At 34.3% G+C, this 17,543-nt stretch carries 16 protein-coding genes; 15 read left to right on the top strand and 1 reads right to left on the bottom strand.

Translation table 11 applies throughout. The features are described from left to right. Window positions 1-60 precede the first annotated feature (60 nt). The 6 genes from merA (at window position 61) to MKY60_RS19625 (ending at window position 10,574) form a co-directional block, all read left to right on the top strand. Window positions 61-1,683 carry a mercury(II) reductase gene (gene merA / locus MKY60_RS19650; RefSeq protein WP_340930964.1) on the top strand — a complete coding sequence of 541 codons (1,623 nt, stop codon included), beginning with the start codon at window positions 61-63 and terminating at the stop codon, window positions 1,681-1,683. 589 nt (window positions 1,684-2,272) lie between these two features. Then, window positions 2,273-4,111: a TnsD family Tn7-like transposition protein gene (locus tag MKY60_RS19645; RefSeq protein WP_340930963.1), complete on the top strand. Its 1,839-nt coding sequence runs from the start codon at window positions 2,273-2,275 to the stop codon at window positions 4,109-4,111. 33 nt (window positions 4,112-4,144) lie between these two features. Beyond that, window positions 4,145-4,981, top strand: coding sequence for a TnsA endonuclease N-terminal domain-containing protein (locus tag MKY60_RS19640; RefSeq protein WP_340930961.1), 837 nt, complete (start codon window positions 4,145-4,147; stop codon window positions 4,979-4,981). Further along, on the top strand, window positions 4,962-7,010 hold the full coding sequence (locus MKY60_RS19635; RefSeq protein WP_340930960.1) for a Mu transposase C-terminal domain-containing protein: 2,049 nt from the start codon (window positions 4,962-4,964) through the stop codon (window positions 7,008-7,010). The genes MKY60_RS19640 and MKY60_RS19635 overlap by 20 nt, the downstream gene beginning before the upstream one ends. An 87-nt stretch (window positions 7,011-7,097) precedes the next feature. After that, window positions 7,098-8,738, top strand: coding sequence for an ATP-binding protein (locus MKY60_RS19630; protein ID WP_340930959.1), 1,641 nt, complete (start codon window positions 7,098-7,100; stop codon window positions 8,736-8,738). A 3-nt stretch (window positions 8,739-8,741) separates the two neighbouring features. Next, entirely contained in the window at window positions 8,742-10,574 is a 1,833-nt protein-coding gene (locus MKY60_RS19625) for a TnsD family transposase (RefSeq protein WP_340930958.1), read from the top strand. Window positions 10,575-10,984: 410 nt separating this feature from the next. On the opposite strand, the gene MKY60_RS19620 is transcribed toward MKY60_RS19625, so the two are convergent. Further along, entirely contained in the window at window positions 10,985-11,815 is an 831-nt protein-coding gene (locus MKY60_RS19620) for a cupin domain-containing protein (protein WP_340930957.1), read from the bottom strand. Between the two features lie 661 nt (window positions 11,816-12,476). Between MKY60_RS19620 and MKY60_RS19615 the strand changes: the two genes are divergently transcribed. From MKY60_RS19615 to MKY60_RS19575, 9 genes are all read left to right on the top strand, one after another. Then, the gene (locus MKY60_RS19615; protein ID WP_340930956.1) at window positions 12,477-12,737 is read left to right on the top strand and encodes a metal-sensitive transcriptional regulator; all 261 of its coding nucleotides are present in this window, start codon (window positions 12,477-12,479) and stop codon (window positions 12,735-12,737) included. Window positions 12,738-12,883: 146 nt separating this feature from the next. Then, window positions 12,884-13,363 (top strand): DsrE/DsrF/DrsH-like family protein, encoded by a 480-nt coding sequence (locus tag MKY60_RS19610; RefSeq protein WP_340930955.1) that lies wholly within the window; start codon window positions 12,884-12,886, stop codon window positions 13,361-13,363. Window positions 13,364-13,409: 46 nt separating this feature from the next. Beyond that, a complete protein-coding gene (locus MKY60_RS19605; RefSeq protein WP_340931121.1) occupies window positions 13,410-13,772 on the top strand; it encodes a rhodanese-like domain-containing protein in 363 nt (120 codons plus the stop codon). 20 nt (window positions 13,773-13,792) lie between these two features. Further along, the gene (locus MKY60_RS19600; RefSeq protein WP_340930954.1) at window positions 13,793-14,089 is read left to right on the top strand and encodes a rhodanese-like domain-containing protein; all 297 of its coding nucleotides are present in this window, start codon (window positions 13,793-13,795) and stop codon (window positions 14,087-14,089) included. Window positions 14,090-14,146: 57 nt separating this feature from the next. Beyond that, on the top strand, window positions 14,147-14,716 hold the full coding sequence (locus tag MKY60_RS19595) for a sulfurtransferase TusA family protein (protein WP_340930953.1): 570 nt from the start codon (window positions 14,147-14,149) through the stop codon (window positions 14,714-14,716). 31 nt (window positions 14,717-14,747) lie between these two features. After that, a complete protein-coding gene (locus MKY60_RS19590) occupies window positions 14,748-15,146 on the top strand; it encodes a DsrE/DsrF/DrsH-like family protein (protein WP_340930952.1) in 399 nt (132 codons plus the stop codon). 32 nt (window positions 15,147-15,178) lie between these two features. Beyond that, window positions 15,179-16,306, top strand: a complete 1,128-nt coding sequence (locus MKY60_RS19585) for an MBL fold metallo-hydrolase (RefSeq protein WP_340930951.1) — start codon at window positions 15,179-15,181, stop codon at window positions 16,304-16,306. 45 nt (window positions 16,307-16,351) lie between these two features. Then, window positions 16,352-16,579, top strand: coding sequence for a sulfurtransferase TusA family protein (locus tag MKY60_RS19580; protein ID WP_340930950.1), 228 nt, complete (start codon window positions 16,352-16,354; stop codon window positions 16,577-16,579). Window positions 16,580-16,631: 52 nt separating this feature from the next. Further along, window positions 16,632-17,411, top strand: coding sequence for a sulfite exporter TauE/SafE family protein (locus MKY60_RS19575; protein WP_340930948.1), 780 nt, complete (start codon window positions 16,632-16,634; stop codon window positions 17,409-17,411). Window positions 17,412-17,543: the final 132 nt, after the last annotated feature.

The raw sequence follows: 17,543 nt of genomic DNA, 5'->3' as shown, positions 1-17,543 counted from the left end.
AGTAGATGGTTAAAAGGCTATTAAAAAATTAAAATAAAAGGATTAAGGAGGATAAAACACATGAAAAAATATCGGATACAAATTGAGGGAATGACTTGTAAAGGATGTGAGGAGCATGTGGCTGTTGCACTTGAAAATATAGGAGCAAAAAACATTAAAGCTAATTTTAGTCGTGGTGAAGCTCTATTTGAATTACCTGATGATAAAGAGGTTGAAATTGCCAAAAGAGCTATCAATGAAGCAAAATATCAACCTGGTGAAATAAAAGATGTGGATTTAGGTAATGAAGGTGATTATGACCTGCTTATTATCGGTTCTGGTGGAGCAGCCTTTTCTGCCGCCATTAAAGCAATAGAATATGGGGCAAAAGTTGGGATGATTGAGCGTGGAACGGTTGGGGGAACATGCGTAAATATTGGTTGTGTTCCTTCAAAAACCCTTTTACGAGCTGGGGAAATCAATCATTTAGCAAAAACAAATCCATTTATTGGGTTACAAACATCTGCTGGAGAAGTGGAATTAGCACCGTTAGTAAAGCAAAAGAATGAATTGGTTAGTGAACTCCGCAATCAAAAATATGTTAATTTAATTGTTGAATATGGATTTGATTTAATTGAGGGTGAAGCAAAATTTGTTGATGAAGGTACAGTTGTGGTTAATGGAAAAATACTTTCTGCAAAACGCTTTTTAATCGCAACGGGTGCTTCTCCATCTTTACCACCGATTGCAGGACTTGAAGAAGTAGATTATTTAACAAGTACAACGCTACTTGAATTAAAAAAAATTCCAAAACGCTTAACGGTAATTGGTTCAGGGTATATTGGAATGGAACTTGGGCAACTTTTTCATCATTTAGGTTCGGAAGTTACACTTATGCAAAGAAGTGAGCGTCTATTAAAAGAATATGACCCTGAGATTTCTGAAGCAGTGGAAAGAGCTTTAACAGAACAGGGTATAAACCTAATAAAAGGGGCAACTTTTGAGCGTGTGGAACAAGAAGGAGAAATAAAAAAGGTTTATGTAACGGTTGAAGGAAAACGAAAAATAATTGAATCAGAGCAACTCCTTGTTGCAACAGGTAGAAAACCAAATACAGATTCTCTAAATTTAAGTGTAGCAGGTGTTGAAGTGGGAAACCACAAAGAAATAAAAATAAATGAATATGCTCAAACAAGTAATGAAAAGATTTATTCTGCTGGGGATGTAACACTTGGACCACAATTTGTGTATGTAGCGGCCTATGAAGGTGGAATTGTAGCTGATAATGCAATTGGTGGGTTAAATAAAAAATTGGATTTATCGGTTGTACCAGGTGTTACATTTACAAATCCTTCGATTGCAACCGTTGGTTTAACAGAAGAACAAGCAAAAGAAAAAGGATATGATGTCAAAACATCTGTATTACCTTTAGAAGCTGTTCCAAGAGCAATTGTAAATCGTGAAACCACAGGGGTATTCAAAATAGTGGCAGATGCGAAAACATTAAAGATATTAGGAGTTCATGTTGTATCTGAAAATGCAGGGGATGTAATTTATGCAGGGACATTAGCAGTAAAATTTGGTTTAACTGTAGAAGATTTAAAGGAAAGTCTCGCACCATACTTAACTATGGCAGAAGGGTTAAAGTTGGCTTCTCTTACGTTTGATAAAGACGTTTCAAAATTATCTTGTTGTGCAGGATAATCTATTTTATACAAATAAATTACCCTGCTCCTTGTAAGTCCTATCACCTGCATTCTATGTACCTGCAAAATCGAGTTCTTCCTTAGCAAAATTAACTGTATTCTTGGTCAAATAAAATGTTCCCTAACACGAGCGAAAATCGGAATCACCATCCGATTTTCCTCGTGTTTTTTGTTGGATAAAAAGAGCGAGGAAAAAGCCTGGCGAGAAAGAACGTGGGGGAAAAGCGAGAAGAAAGACGTGAGAGAAAGCCTGATAAACCTTCTGTTTGAAAGGAAAGCGGGAGAAAAAAGAAGCGGGGGAAAGTGCGAGAAAAAGCATGAGAAAAGGCGTGGGGAAAAGCAAGAAAAAGCAGAATAACTCCAAATTTCAGGGAACAACTAATTTACCTGAAAATCATGAAATCTGACAAAAAATAGGATGAAAAAAGAGCGAATTAGGGAACAACTAATTCGCCTACAGAATATGGAAAGTCAGTCAGGGCAAGGGTTTGAAAGAGGGGGGAGAGAACGACTTCGTTTTTCGGGTACATCCATACGATTTTTTTTTTTAGAAAACTAAAGTTTCAATAAATAAAGGAGGTTCATACATGATAGGTTATTTTCCATGTCCATATAAAGACGAAACTATATATAGTATAGCTGCAAGATACGCTAATCATACGGGGGCTCTATCGAAAAATGCTGTTTTACTAGAATTGTTTGATATACAAAAGCCTATGTTAAATGAAGAATATCTATCTAAGATAGATATTCTTGTATCTAAAATCAATCATTTTTCGAATGAATATACTTTGCATTACTTTTTAAGTAAACACTCTTCATCGCCATTATATACCCCTTTCATAAACAATAAAATTCACAACACTGCTGTTGCGTTAGAATTTCATTTGAAAAGTAAAAAAAAATATAAATGGGATGTTCCTTCAAAGGATTATTTATATTATTGTAGCAAGTGTGTGCAGCAAAGTATAGATAGGTATGGTGAAAGCTATTGGAATAGAGTTTTTCAAGTGCCAGGGGTGATGGTTTGTAGTAAACACGCTAGGTTTTTAGATATATCTCAGATAAATATTGTTAAAAATCCTATAAATAAATTTATTCTGCCGATTGAAGATGTAAATAAGTTGGAGGGAAATGACAATACAATCATTGAACAACTAATTGAAATAACATCAAATATTGAATATTTCTTTAATAATGAAGTAAAGAAATTTAACTTCAAACAACTATATGAGAAATATTTTGAATTTATTAAGATAGCAGGAATTGCAACACCGAAATCAACTCTTAAGTCGAGACTAGGGGAGTTAATAATTTCGAAATTTAATGAAGAAACTTTAAATATTCTTAACTCTAATCCACGAAATAACAAATGGTTATCATATTTAAGTATAGAAAGGATAAAGCATATTCACCCTGTTAGACATGTATTACTTATGATGACTTTAAGTGAGTCTGTCGAGAGTTTTATTAATACTTCGCCGCAGTATCTACCTTTCGGAAGTGGTCCATGGGTGTGCATGAATCCGTTGTCCGACCATTACTTAGATAAAACTATATCTGAGATTGAAGTTATTTTTAATGATTTTTCTGGGAAGTTTAGAGCTGATTTTATTTGTAGTTGTGGATTCACTTATACGTTAAATACTGGAGAGAGTAATCCTCTTAGTATAAACAAGTTCTCTAGTAGGGTTAAAAAGAAAGGAATTGTTTGGGAAAGAGAGTTCGATAAATTAGTAAACGACGGTATAACGGTTAAGGAATTAGCTAAAAAAATAAAACAAAGCAAAAATACGGTACAAAATATTATTAAAAAAGGACATAGATATCTTGAGAACGAAAAGAGAGAGAAACAAAAACAATTAAACGTCAAAAGAAAGAAACAAGAAAAAGAGGATAGAGAGAAATGGGTTGAAATTTTTAAAGATCACCCTAACTACTCACGGACAGAATTGCATGATATGTATGGGAATCTTTATAAAAGGCTATTAGTAAGAGATAAAGAGTGGTTAGAAAAGAACACCCCAGTTTCCAAAAGGGGAAGATCAAAATATAGCGACGAAATTTACCAAAAAGAAGATTTACTGAAACTTGAAGAAGCTAGACATATATTCAATAATTGGTCTACTTATGAACAACAAGCGGGAAATATAATAAAAATTACCAGAAACACTTTCTATAAAAGATTAAGAACGGATTTGCGTAATAAAGACAATTATCCACTGACAGATAGTTTTATTAGTTCAATTCTAGAAACTGTTTCCGATTATCAGATTCGGTTAATACATCAATGTATGGAAAGACACTATCAGAATGTAGAGGTGAAAAAATATGAATTAATAGCCCTAACAGGTATCAGAGCTAAAATTCTACCTGAAATACATACTTACATAGAAAAAATTATAAGGGAACACAACGAAATATAAAGTGTTCAATCAAAAAAAGGTGGTTTTCATTAAGTGTCAAAGCGTAAAAATAATTGGTCTGAAGAGAAAAAAGAACGCTACATAAAGGAAGGAAGGGGACAGGGAGAGTTAGGAGACTATATTCCTTGGTTGAAAATACAGAATGTTCCTTCAGATGGAAATGTTACACGATTAATAGGTTGGAAAACCAAAAGACAGCATGAATTTTTATCAAATTTAGAGAGAGACTATTTTCTTTTATTAGAATGGGCAGATGACGTAGTAGATATTAGGGAACAGTTTCCTTTGAAGGATACAGTAACTTTTAAAATTGCTGAAGAAAAAGGGATTGCTCATTCAATAGACAGGACCACAAAAGCCCCTATAGTAATGACAACCGACTTCTTGATTACTATCATAAAAAATCAACAAAAAGAATATCTAGCTCGTACAGTAAAGCCGAGTGGTCATCTTGAGGATAATAGGGTAATTGAAAAATTTGAAATAGAAAGAGAGTATTGGAAAAAAAACGAAATAGATTGGGGAATTGTAACCGAAAGAGAAATATCTAGTGAACTTACGGACAATATTTTATGGATTCATAAGTTTTACTATTTAGATGATCAGGAAGATATTGATAGCGCTAGTTTATTCTTAAGTATTTTACTCTCTAAAAAGGATAAGAATGAAAAAGTAATAGAAATATGTAATAAATTTGACGACGATTATTACTTAGGTGCGGGGGCATCACTGAACTATATTAAGCATTTTCTAGCCAGGAAGTATATCTTAGTGGATATGAACAAAAAAATAAACGTAAGAAGTTTATACATAAATGAATTAAATTTTAACATTAGTGAGGAGGATAAAGATGATTACATTAGCAGTTAATGAATTAATAAGTGATATAACTAGTGACAAAGTTTATCGTTTGCTCTGGATAGATGATGGAAACTTTATTACATATGTAATAGACATAGAGGAGGCAAAAGCTCTTCCATTTCTTTTAAGAATAAAAGATATAAGTCAAGGATTATTAGAAGGTACCTACGTTAAATTAAATAAATCAAACATTAAGTCAAATTCTTTTGATGATTTGTCTGAGGGGCATTTAAAAATTAGAGATAAATCTTGGGGAATTATAAAAGATTTGGTGCAGGATGAGCCGTCAATTTATAAGAAGAAAGAACGTAGTGAGCATATAAATAAACTTGTGAATTCGAAATTATGTACAAACAAAACTGCATACAGATACTTAAGAAAGTACTGGCAAAATGGTATGACTATAAATAGTTTGTTACCCGACTATGAGAATTCAGGAGCGAAAGGAAAGGATAAAAAAAGTGGTGCAATTAAAAAGGGGAGACCTAGAACAACTAATAGTGTCGGAATAAATATCACTGATGAAACGAGAGTAATCTTTAATAAAGCAATTAAAAAGCATTACTTCACGAGCAAAAAGAACTCCTTGTCTCATACATATAAGATGATGATTAAAGAATATTTCGCAGACAATATCCGTTACGAAAATGGGGTTAAGCATATTGTTATTCTTGATGAAAATAGCATTCCTACCTTACGTCAATTTAGTTATTGGTTTAAAAAAGAATATGATATTAAGCAAGTATTAATTAACCGTGAGGGAGAGAAGAAGTTTGAAAGAGATTATAGACCAGTTTTAGGTTCATCGACTTATGAAACGATGGGACCAGGCTCCCGTTATCAAATAGATGCAACGATAGGGAATGTATATCTTATTTCTAGCTATAATTCAGATTGGATAATTGGTAGACCAATAATTTACTTTGTTGTTGATGTATTTACACATATGATTACAGGAATGTATATCGGGCTTGAAGGACCTTCATGGGCGGGAATGATGATGGCAATTGCAAATGCCACAATGGATAAACAAGAGTTTTGTGAGAAGTATGGAGTTCCTATTTCAAATGAAATGTGGCCAGCTGCACATTTACCGGAAATCATTGTTGGGGATCGTGGGGAACTAGAGGGTTACAATGTGAATAGCTTGATTGAAGGATTAAATATTTCTATTGAAAATAATCCTTCATTTAGGCCGGATTGGAAAGGAATTGTTGAAAAACTCTTCGATACTTCACAAGAGAAGATAAAGCCGTTTTTACCAGGATACATACAACCTGATTTTGGTGAACGAGGTGCGGAAGACTACCGTTTAGAAGCTAAATTAACTCTTGAACAATATACGAAAATTATTATAAACTTCGTCTTACATTATAACAAAAATTACTATATGAAAAATTATTTAAGAGATCCCGATATGATAATAGATAATGTTAGACCAACTCCCAATGAGCTTTGGAAATGGGGGATAAAGAATAAGGCTGGCAAGCTACGTAAGGCTGAATTAGATACAGTTAAATTTTACTTAATGCCGAAGGCGAAGGCAACTGTAACTGCAGAAGGTATAAAATTTAAAGGAATGTTATACAGCTGTGAAATAGCGATAAAAGAACTTTGGTTTACTCATGCTAGAAAAGAAGGAAGATGGAAAGTAGATATTTCATACGATCCTCGAAACATGAGTACTATTTATCTTCATACAAAGGATAAGGAACTATTTGAAGATTGTTATCTTTTAGAGCACCAAGAACGATTCCAAAATAAAATATTTGAAGAAATTGAACAGTTATTAGGTACGGAGAGTAAGAATTTTAAAAATGAAAATCAATACCTGCTCCAGGAGGAAATTAATTTCTTTAGTAACATTGAGGCAGTTGTAAAGGAATCATTGGAAGATGCTAAACATACACAGACCAGTCAAATAAGTAAAACAAAAAAAATAAAAAATATTCAAGGGAATAGAAAGCTTGAAAAAGGGTTACAAAGAAAGAAAGAAGCATTTCAAATGGGGGAAGAAAAAGATATAAAAGAAGTATGATTATAGATTTCAATACTGAATTTAGTGAAGGGAGAGTCCAAACGCCTTCAATTAAAGATCTTTTTAACAAAAGGAGGGGGAGAAAAAATGATCAAACAACCTAAAACAATTAAATTAGAAAATGGAAGAGAGGTATTATTAGCAGAGTATCAGAAAGGGGAATTAACTGACTACAAGGGAAATCCGCTTATTGAGGTACTCCCCCCTATTTTGTCATTTGACGAGTCTTTTAATCAACTGTGTTATCTACCAGAATATCATCCAAATGAGAAAAATTTATCAATTCATCTGCGCTATCATGCACTATTACGTTTAACGCGTTTTTTTCAACCCGTAAATCAGACATTGAAATTAGAAGTACGTTTTTCACGATTTATTAGAGATGGGTATGTATATAGGAACCCACTACAAAAGCAACACGTTCAAACTCTTAATGAATTGCATAATAAATTAGTTAATAACGAAGAAATAGGATTACCACCTAATATAAGGAATTCAGCATCAAGCTTCACTTTAATTGGATTTTCAGGGATAGGGAAAACATCAGCTATTGAAAGAATATTATCTTTATATCCTCAAGTTATTTTACATCAACACCCCTTAAACTTTATTCAAGTTGTATGGATAAAGCTGAATTGTCCATTTGATGGTTCTTTGAAAACATTATGCATGGATTTCTTTCAAAAAATAGATTTACAAATTGGTACTAACTATTACGAGAAGTATGGTAAGCCCTCAAACTCAGTAAGTTCTATGGTCACAAGAATGGGACAAATTTCACGATTACATTGCGTGGGTGCTCTAATTATTGATGAAATTCAACACTTGTTATCCGCAAAAGGTGTCGCATCTGAAATGATGATGAACTTTTTTGTAACACTAGTGAATGAAATTGGGATACCTGTAATGTTTATAGGAACAATGAAGGCACGAGCACTGCTACAAAAGGATTTTAGACAGGCACGCAGAAGCAGTGGTCAAGGAGATATGGTCTGGCAACAAATGAAAAATGATGAGGATTGGGATGTACTAATCACTAGCATGTGGGATTATCAATGGACGAAAGAGTATAAGGAATTGAATAAAGAAATCATAGACACTTTTTATGAAGAAAGTCAGGGCATAATAGACATTGCAGTGAAATTATATTTTCTTGCACAGACTAGAGCAATAGAAACTGGCGTTGAAAAAGTAACTCCTCAACTCATTAGAAAAGTTTTTAAGGAAGATTTAAAACTTGTTCACCCAATGATAAATGCTCTTAAATCAGGTGATGCAGCAGCAATAGCCAAGTATGAGGATATTCTTCCCATGGATTTGGAAGAATATATTCTAAATAGAACGCCTATTATTGACATTAAAGCCCAAATGCAAGCAAAAAAAGAAAAAATTGCACAAGATCGATTAAAAACAGATATAACAAAATTAGAAAAGCTTATAATATCTTTAATAAATTTAGACGTCAATGAGAAGGTTGCTGAAAATGCAGCAAAATATATATTAAAAAAGTCACCTGATTTAACTATCACGCAATTAATGACGGAAGCACTAATATATATTGAAGAAAAGAAACAAAATGGACGGAATATAAAAAGTAACTCGAGTAAAAATAATTTGAAATTAATTATAGATACGGGAAGAAAGAACAAAAAGTCAGCCTATGAAGCTTTAAATGATGAAGGTTACATCAAAAGTGGTTTGTCAGAATTCATAATTAAAGGAGTATAATATTTGATAGCTTTTTTTCCTTCTATTTATAAAGATGAATTACTAAGTAACGTTTTAGCAAGATATCATAATCGTTCTGGAAATATAACTTTAAAAAGTACCACAGAAGAGTTATTTGGAAAAAACAAAGCACTTATTATTCCAGATTTCCCTACTGATTTACAAGAGTTGTATGATAACATTCGTTATTTTAGTGAAATGAATGTAGATGATTGGATTAATAAACATACTTTATACCACTATTACACAAATTTTAATACGAAGAAAACCAAACAAATTATTAGGGAAATAATGTTAATAAGCAAAGGGAAAAACTTATTGCATTATATAACTGGACAAATGGCGAGTACTGTAAAAGAACCTGTTTATTATCGCTTTTGCCCTAGGTGTTTGAGTAAAGACATGGAAGGCCATGGAGAAACTTATTGGCGTACTTATCAGCAACTACCAAGTGTATATGTCTGTTTAGAACATAACACGATTCTGGAAGATAGTTCAGTGTTATTTAGGCAAGAGAATTCATTTATAAAACGTCCACCTGTTCATAAAGATATGATTAGTAGAGATAATATCCAATATGATTTTTCTAAAATTAACAAACATTTATTATATATTTTTTCCAAGGAGAGTTATAAATTAACGATAACAGACTACAATTTTGACCAAATAAATCTTTTGGAGATATATCACTATTTATTACAAGAAAAAGGGTATATGAAATCTCCAAAAAGTATCGATCAGAAACGGTTAGTGGAAGATTTCATTGGGATGTTTGGGGTGGATTTTTTAAATTTAATGCAATCATTACCAAGTGAAAATAATAATGATTGCTGGCTAAAATCGATTACGAGGAAACATAGAAAAACATTTCATCCAGTAAGACATTTATTATTTATACATTTTTTAGATGAGTCTATTGATACAATTCATCAATATGCTAATAAGTCTTATAATCCCTTTGGTGAAAAACCGTATATATGTTTAAATCCGGCAGCACAACACTATCTAAAGCCCGTTATTACAAATCTAAAGATTACAAGCTGTTACGACACAAAGAGACCTGTAGGGACTTTCTATTGTTCCTGTGGGTTTGTGTATTCACGAAGGGGTCCTGATAAAAACCCAGAGGATAAAGAAAAAGTGGGGAGAATAAAGGAACTGGGAGGCATCTGGAATAATAAACTAATACATTTAGTACAAGTCGAGAAGTTAAGTTATAGAGCTTGTGCCAAAATATTGAAAGTAGATACAAAAACTATAATTAAATATGCTCTTAAGGCTCAACAAGAAAATGTAAAAGAGAATAAGGTAGATTATTCACAGCATGATTTTAAGGTTCTGTGGCTAGACTTAGTACTTCAAAATCCAACCTTCTCAAAAACTGAGCTAAGAAAGAAGAATCCTTCCCTTTATATGAAACTATACAGGGCTGATAAAGAGTGGTTAAATCAACATTCACCCATTTCTTTACGAAAAAAAAGCATAAATAAAAGAGTAGATTGGTCTGAAAGAGATGTTGAAACTTTAAAGGTTGTTAAGAATGCATGGAAGGAATTAAGTAGTCGAGATAAGCCTGTACGAATAACACTGACTAGTATTGCAAAGGCAATAAATCAGAAATCTCTTTTGGAACAGAAAGGAGATAAGTTACCATTAACAATAGACTTTATTAACACTGTTACGGAATCGGTTTTAGACTTCCAAAAGAAACGTATTAAATGGTCGGTAGATCAGTTAAAAGATGAGGAACTGGCTAATTGGAAAATAATGCGTAAGGCAGGAATTAGAGACTACTTTTATCAAGAATTAGTGGGAGATATAAATAGTTATTTATAGTTTAAGGATTCTTATTAATATAAAAAAACCATTTCATAAAATTCGAAATGGTTTTTTTATTTTTGGGCTATGTTAAAGGCTAGGGTTGATTTTTCGTGAGGTGGTTTTGTTTTGTTTGTGAAATGTTACACTTAAACTAACGAAGTGGTTTAGTTTAAGAAGGAATTCACATTTAGGGGATAAAACAGTGGAAAAAAATTGACGGTTCTATATATATTAGTGTCATTTTAAATTTAAATAATAATTACAAAAATATTGAACTGTGAAGGCATAACAAGTTGATTACCATTAACAAAACGTTTTTTTTTAATAATACTATCTTTAATGTCTATTGAAAGTTGTGGTTTGGCTGACGATGGTAAGATTTGAATATTTAAAATAATTTATCTACTTCTATTGTCTTTCCATTTTCACTGCTTATATTTACTTTGCTGAAGAAGTTTAGATACCCCTGTTTTTTCCCATTCTTCAACTGTCTCATAAGCTTTTTCTGGGGAATATCCTTTACCAACTAGAACCCCCATTAGAATGAATTCTTGCAGAATATGAGTAGCATTGATTCCTTTTTTAACATCTTCTAGTCCTTCATTTACCAAAAACTCCGTAAATCGTACCCATTCATCTGGAGTCTTACCAGAAACAATTTTATTTCCATTGCTATAACCTTTACCTTCTGTAGCTATTGCATCTGCCTTCGTAGGATGAACAGTACCAAATGGGTGGTTAGGTGGAGCATATATCGAGTAAAGCTTCAATGGAATATTACCTGTATTTGTTAGATTATGCCATATCCCAGCAGGTATAATGATTGCGGAATCATCACCTACATTTCTTGTGATGCTCAAATTCTCTTTACACATACCCATTTGAGTAATACCTTGCCCTTGCTCAATACGTATAAATTGATCAACATCAGGATGCATTTCTAGGCCTATATCTTCTCCGGGATTTAAGCTCATTAATGTTACCTGTAAATAATTCCCAGTCCATAAGGCAGTACGAAAAGTATTGTTTTGTTTTGAAGCTTCATTAATATTAATGACAAACGGGTTTGGACCGTAATCTTTTAACATCTTATTATTATATCCATTGAGATCGTGATGAAGTGCATATTGATTTGCATGTAAGTGCTCATAAGGATTTGCCCAGTAATTTGTATGTCCATTATTATAATAATTCATTGGCACATTGACATAATAATAAGGGGATAGATTTGGATAACCATCGGTAAAATAATACAATTTCTTCAATCCCTTCATAGATTAATCAGATTATCATATGCATCTATTTTGAAAACGTTCTTTTTCTTATCTCATAAATAAAAAGCTGGATACAAAAGTGCTTGCCGAATTGTTGGTTCATCTAACAAGGGCACATTTAAAAGTCTGTGAGTGCATAATGACTCGATGAATTCTATCTACAAGGAGGTGATTATTAAGTTGGGACTGAAGGGTTGGGAAAATTCATATGTCCCTTTTTATTTTAGATATTATAAAATAAGTTATATCAACCACTTGACTTTATACCCCAGTAGGTATAAAGTGGGGATTGTAAGCCAATTGGTTTTCATTAGTTTTTTCATTTAATTGCTTTCGTAGTCTTTGTTTTATGGGTATAAACGATATGTAAGGATTAGGAACATTCCTTGAAAACATAATTAGTCTAAATGAAACGAGATTTAAAATTTTGGATATTAGGACGTATAATATCTATGATGATATGATTAAAAATATTCCTTATTCGTATTTGGGACTTAATAATGATGAGATTCCATTGTCTAATATTCATGTGATTGTTCAGATAAGCTAGAATTGAGCCTTAGAATACGTTTCTCGTTGGGAAAAGGAATTAATATAAGAGTTACCAGATATTAAAATGATTGTAATGAATGGAGGGACAAAGATGGAGTACGATAAAAGTGTTATTAATCGCTTAAAAAGAATCGAAGGGCAGTTAAAAGGCGTTCTTGGGATGATGGAACAAGGTAAAGACTGCCGGGATATAGTCACTCAATTATCTGCCGCTCGCAATGCAATAGATCGGACAATGGGCGTTATCGTAAGTACAAATCTGGAACAATGTGTAAGAATAAATGTTGAAAAAGGTGAAAGCACTAACGATTTGGTTAAAGAAGCTGTTGAACTGTTGATTAAAAGCAGATAGGAGATGTTCTTGACCATCCAAATTTGGATGGTTGACGAACTTTACTTTTTAAGATATATTATACCTGCCGGGGTATTAGTTGGGTGGCAACATATTTTTTGGGTTTAATTATACCCCTACTGGTATAAAAAATAAGGAGTGAAAATATGACTGAAAAGAAAAAGACTACGATAATTTTATTTAGTGGAGATTACGATAAAGCGATGGCAGCTTATATCATTGCGAATGGGGCTGCAGCTTATGATCATGAAGTGACCGTTTTCCACACTTTCTGGGGATTGAATGCATTGCGTAAAGATGAACCGTTGACTTTGAAAAAAGGCTTCCTTGAAAAAATGTTTGGCAAATTGATGCCAAGAGGGGCAGATAATATGGGATTGTCCAATATGAATTTTGCAGGTATGGGTCCTAAAATGATCAAACATGTCATGAAAAAGCATAACGCGATGACACTACCAAGTTTAATTGAAATGGCACAGGAACAAGATGTAAAACTGATCGCATGTACCATGACGATGGATTTATTAGGATTACAAGAACAAGAGTTACTGGACGGCATTGAATACGCCGGTGTTGCAGCATATCTGGCTGACGCAGAAGATGGCAACGTTAACTTGTTTATTTAACACTAACTAAGCAATTTCAAGATAGAAAGGTGTTTTTCTGACGATGATGGGTATATTAATAAATGTCATATTAATTGGTGCTGTTGCTTTCTTTCTATATAAACGGCTAGTCCCGGCAAAAGGAATTCGTAATATTAGTACTTCAGAATTGAATACCGAGTTGAAAAACAAGGAGAAACAGTTTATTGATGTCCGAACTCCTAGTGAGTTTAAAGCGAATCACATCAAAGAGTTTAAAAATATTCCATTATATGATCTAACGAAAAAAGCAAGTGAACTATCTAAAGATAAAGAAGTGTTCTTGATTTGCCAAAGTGGAATGAGAAGTAGCAATGCCAGTAAAGTACTAAAAAAGATGGGATTCAAGAATATCACCAATGTAAAAGGTGGAATGAGCGCTTGGCGCTAATTAAAGGAGGAAGCTTAGTCATGAACCAAATTTTACCGATTGAAGTAGAGGCATTATTAAAGGAAAAGGCACCATTGAACATCATTGATGTTCGTGAAACTGATGAAGTCCAAGCAGGAAAAATCCCAACAGCTATCCATATACCTCTTGGTTTAGTGGAATTTAAAATGCAGGATTTGGATAAATCAAAAGAATACATCATGGTTTGTCGCTCAGGAGGTAGAAGCTCTAAGGCAGCTTCTCTACTTGAAGAGCATGGCTATAAAGTAACCAACATGACTGGCGGAATGCTAGAGTGGAATGGACCAACCGAATAATTTTTTTAGGTTTTTATATACCCCTAACAGTATTTTAAATAAGGAGGAATACACACAATGATCAAATCAGATTCAGTATTAGATGCAAAAGGTTTAGCTTGTCCAATGCCGATTGTGAAAACCAAAAAAGCCATAAACGGATTGGATTCTGGAGAAGTATTGGAAATTCAAGCGACGGATAAAGGCTCTACAGCCGACTTGAAAGCATGGGCACAAAGTACAGGACATCAATACCTTGGAACAGTTGAAGAAGGGACAGTCTTAAAACACTACCTTCGTAAATCAAGTGAAGAAGAAACAAACGAGAAAAAGCATCCAAACGTCATGAAAAATGAAGAGTTGCAACAAAAATTAGAAGTAAACCAAGAAACAGTGGTACTGGATGTACGTGAGTCAGCGGAATATGCATTTAGCCATATTCCAAACGCAAAATCTATTCCTCTTGGTGAATTGGATAATTACATGACTGAATTAGATAAGGATGCAGAAATCCATGTGGTTTGCCGTACGGGTAATCGAAGTGATCTTGCGGCACAAAAACTCACCGCTGCAGGTTTTAAACAAGTCATCAATGTCGTACCTGGTATGAGTGAATGGACTGGACCAACAGGGAAATCAGTAAATTAATTTAAATCAACCCGAAAATGGAGGAATAAAAATGACGAACAAAAGAGTAGCAATTATTGCAAGTAACGGTGGATTATTTGATGCATACAAAGTATTTAACATTGCCACAGCGGCAGCGGCAACAGACCAAGAAGTTGCGATTTTCTTTACATTCGAAGGGTTGAACTTGATCCATAAAGAAGCTAATCAACAACTTCAAATGCCTGAAGGAAAAGAACATTTTGCGGAAGGATTTGCGAAAGCCAACGTGCCGTCTATCCCTGAGTTGTTGGCAATGGCACAAGAAATGGATGTGAAATTCATTGGTTGTCAAATGACGATGGATGTTATGGGACTTGAAAAAGAAGATTTTGTTGACGGAATTGAAGTTGGCGGTGCTGTAACTTTCCTGGAGTTTGCAAAAGATGCAGATGTGACTCTAACATTTTAAATTAATTAATCAAACTATAGGAGGTATTAGTAATGTCAGTAAATGTAATGACAGCTAAAGAAGTTGCCAAAAAAGTAATCAATAAAGAAGAACTGTTTATTTTGGATGTTCGTAACGAAAGTGATTTTAATGATTGGAAAATAGAAGGACAGAATATTGACATCCTAAATATTCCCTACTTCGATTTACTCGAAGGTGTAGAAGAAATTCTGGACTCGATCCCTTCAAATAAAGAGGTACTGGTAGTATGTGCAAAAGAAGGTTCATCGATTTACGTGGCTGAAATGCTATCAGAGGTAGGGCTTTCTGTTTCCTATCTAAAAGGTGGAATGAAAGCATGGAGTGAACACCTGGAACCTGTAAAAATAGGTGATTTGACGAATGGAGGAGAGATTTACCAATTCGTGCGCCTTGGAAAAGGATGTTTGTCTTACATGGTTGTTTCGGATGGTGAAGCAGCTGTCATCGACTCCACAAGAAAACCGGATATCTACCTTGATTTTGCAGCAAGTCTTGATGTGAAAATCACCCATGTTTTTGATACGCACTTACACGCTGACCATATTTCAGGTGGAAGACAAATCGCAGAAAGCACAAATGCAACGTACTGGTTGCCACCAAAAGATGCTGAGGAAGTTACATTTGATTACTCACCTTTGGAAGGCGGTAATGTAGTGACCATCGGGAATACGGATATAAATATTCATGCCCTATATTCACCTGGGCACACCATTGGTTCCACTTCATTTGTGGTTGATGAAAGATACCTGCTTTCCGGGGATATTCTTTTCATTGATTCTATTGGTAGACCGGACCTTGCAGGTTTGGCTGAGGATTGGGTAGGAGATTTAAGAGAAACTCTATATAACCGATACAGAGAACTTTCAGAAGAGTTGATCGTACTGCCTGCTCATTTCATGATCATTGAGGAATTGAATGAGGACGGCAGTGTGGCAAAACCGTTAGGTACTTTATTTGCGGAAAATCATGGTTTAAACATGGAGGATGAGGCAGAATTCAGACAAATGGTTACCGGAAACTTGCCTCCACAGCCTAACTCATATCAAGAAATCCGTGAGACCAATATGGGAAAAATCACACCGGATGATGACAAGCAACGTGAGATGGAAATTGGACCAAACCGTTGTGCAGTACGATAATTAAAATACTAAATGAAAAAATAAGTATACAGGAGAGATGACAGAATGAATGCAGATAAATTATTAGATGCAAAGGGGCTAGCTTGTCCAATGCCAATCGTTAAGACAAAAAAATCGATGAATGACATGGAAACGGGGCAAGTTCTGGAAATCCATGCAACAGATAAAGGGGCACAAGCAGATTTAGCAGCTTGGTCAAGATCAGGCGGACACGAACTGGTACAATCCACTGAAGAAAACGGTGTATTTAAATTTTGGATTAAAAAAGGTTGAGAAAGAATAGGGAACCGACTGTAGGTTCCCTTCTTTTATAGGAGGTACTAAAATGGATTTAATGTTTGTCATTACCATCTTTTTGATTGGATTTATAGGTTCATACATTTCTGGAATGCTTGGAATCGGCGGATCGATCATTAAATATCCAATGCTTTTGTTCATTCCTCCACTGTTCGGGTTGGCAGCATTCAGTGCACATGAGGTGTCAGGCATAAGTGCGGTGCAAGTGCTGTTCGCATCCATAGGTGGTGTATGGGCATACCGTAAAGGCGGATATTTGAATAAGACGCTGATACTATACATGGGAGTTAGTGTATTGATCGGCAGTGTGATTGGCAGTTTCGGATCCCAGTCCATGTCGGAAAACGGCATTAATATTGTCTACGGCGTCCTGGCTTTAATAGCCGCAGTTATGATGTTCATTCCGAAGAAAGGTATAGATGAAATTCCTTTGGATCAAGTAAGATTCAATAAGTGGATTGCGGCAATTCTGGCTTTTATCGTTGGAGTTGGGTCTGGGATTGTAGGCGCAGCTGGCGGGTTCTTATTGGTGCCGATCATGTTGGTCGTCTTGAAAATCCCTACCAGAGTGACCATTGCCTCTTCACTTGCAATAACTTTCATTTCATCCATTGGTGCGACGGTCGGAAAAGTATCGACGGGACAGGTGGATTACTTCCCTGCGTTGATTATGGTAATCGCAAGTTTAATAGCTGCCCCACTTGGTGCGATAGCGGGGAAAAAAATAAATACCAAAATCCTTCAGGTCATTTTGGCATTATTGATATTAGCAACAGCAATAAAAATTTGGATGGATATCTTATTTTAAAACTTGAATATTAATTATCATAATAAAACATCCGTAACTAATTCCTAATTACGGGTGTTTTATTATAGGTCTACATATAAAACATTGGAAAATCAATGACTCGAATATGCTCTTCTTAATCAAACATTAACA

The organism is Psychrobacillus sp. FSL K6-1415 (genome assembly GCF_038003185.1).
Classification (GTDB): domain Bacteria; phylum Bacillota; class Bacilli; order Bacillales_A; family Planococcaceae; genus Psychrobacillus; species Psychrobacillus psychrodurans.
The sequence above is the reverse complement of the archived record's forward strand: the minus strand, read 5'-3'. Positions and strand labels throughout refer to the sequence as shown.

What these genes read in the sequence shown, in the direction of transcription:
- merA (WP_340930964.1), top strand. Translation starts at nt 61, where the DNA reads ATGAAAAAATATCGGATACAAATTGAGGGAATGACTTGTAAAGGATGT.
- MKY60_RS19645 (WP_340930963.1), top strand. Translation starts at nt 2,273, where the DNA reads ATGATAGGTTATTTTCCATGTCCATATAAAGACGAAACTATATATAGT.
- MKY60_RS19635 (WP_340930960.1), top strand. Translation starts at nt 4,962, where the DNA reads ATGATTACATTAGCAGTTAATGAATTAATAAGTGATATAACTAGTGAC.
- MKY60_RS19630 (WP_340930959.1), top strand. Translation starts at nt 7,098, where the DNA reads ATGATCAAACAACCTAAAACAATTAAATTAGAAAATGGAAGAGAGGTA.
- MKY60_RS19615 (WP_340930956.1), top strand. Translation starts at nt 12,477, where the DNA reads ATGGAGTACGATAAAAGTGTTATTAATCGCTTAAAAAGAATCGAAGGG.
- MKY60_RS19610 (WP_340930955.1), top strand. Translation starts at nt 12,884, where the DNA reads ATGACTGAAAAGAAAAAGACTACGATAATTTTATTTAGTGGAGATTAC.
- MKY60_RS19605 (WP_340931121.1), top strand. Translation starts at nt 13,410, where the DNA reads ATGGGTATATTAATAAATGTCATATTAATTGGTGCTGTTGCTTTCTTT.
- MKY60_RS19600 (WP_340930954.1), top strand. Translation starts at nt 13,793, where the DNA reads ATGAACCAAATTTTACCGATTGAAGTAGAGGCATTATTAAAGGAAAAG.
- MKY60_RS19595 (WP_340930953.1), top strand. Translation starts at nt 14,147, where the DNA reads ATGATCAAATCAGATTCAGTATTAGATGCAAAAGGTTTAGCTTGTCCA.
- MKY60_RS19590 (WP_340930952.1), top strand. Translation starts at nt 14,748, where the DNA reads ATGACGAACAAAAGAGTAGCAATTATTGCAAGTAACGGTGGATTATTT.
- MKY60_RS19585 (WP_340930951.1), top strand. Translation starts at nt 15,179, where the DNA reads ATGTCAGTAAATGTAATGACAGCTAAAGAAGTTGCCAAAAAAGTAATC.
- MKY60_RS19580 (WP_340930950.1), top strand. Translation starts at nt 16,352, where the DNA reads ATGAATGCAGATAAATTATTAGATGCAAAGGGGCTAGCTTGTCCAATG.
- MKY60_RS19575 (WP_340930948.1), top strand. Translation starts at nt 16,632, where the DNA reads ATGGATTTAATGTTTGTCATTACCATCTTTTTGATTGGATTTATAGGT.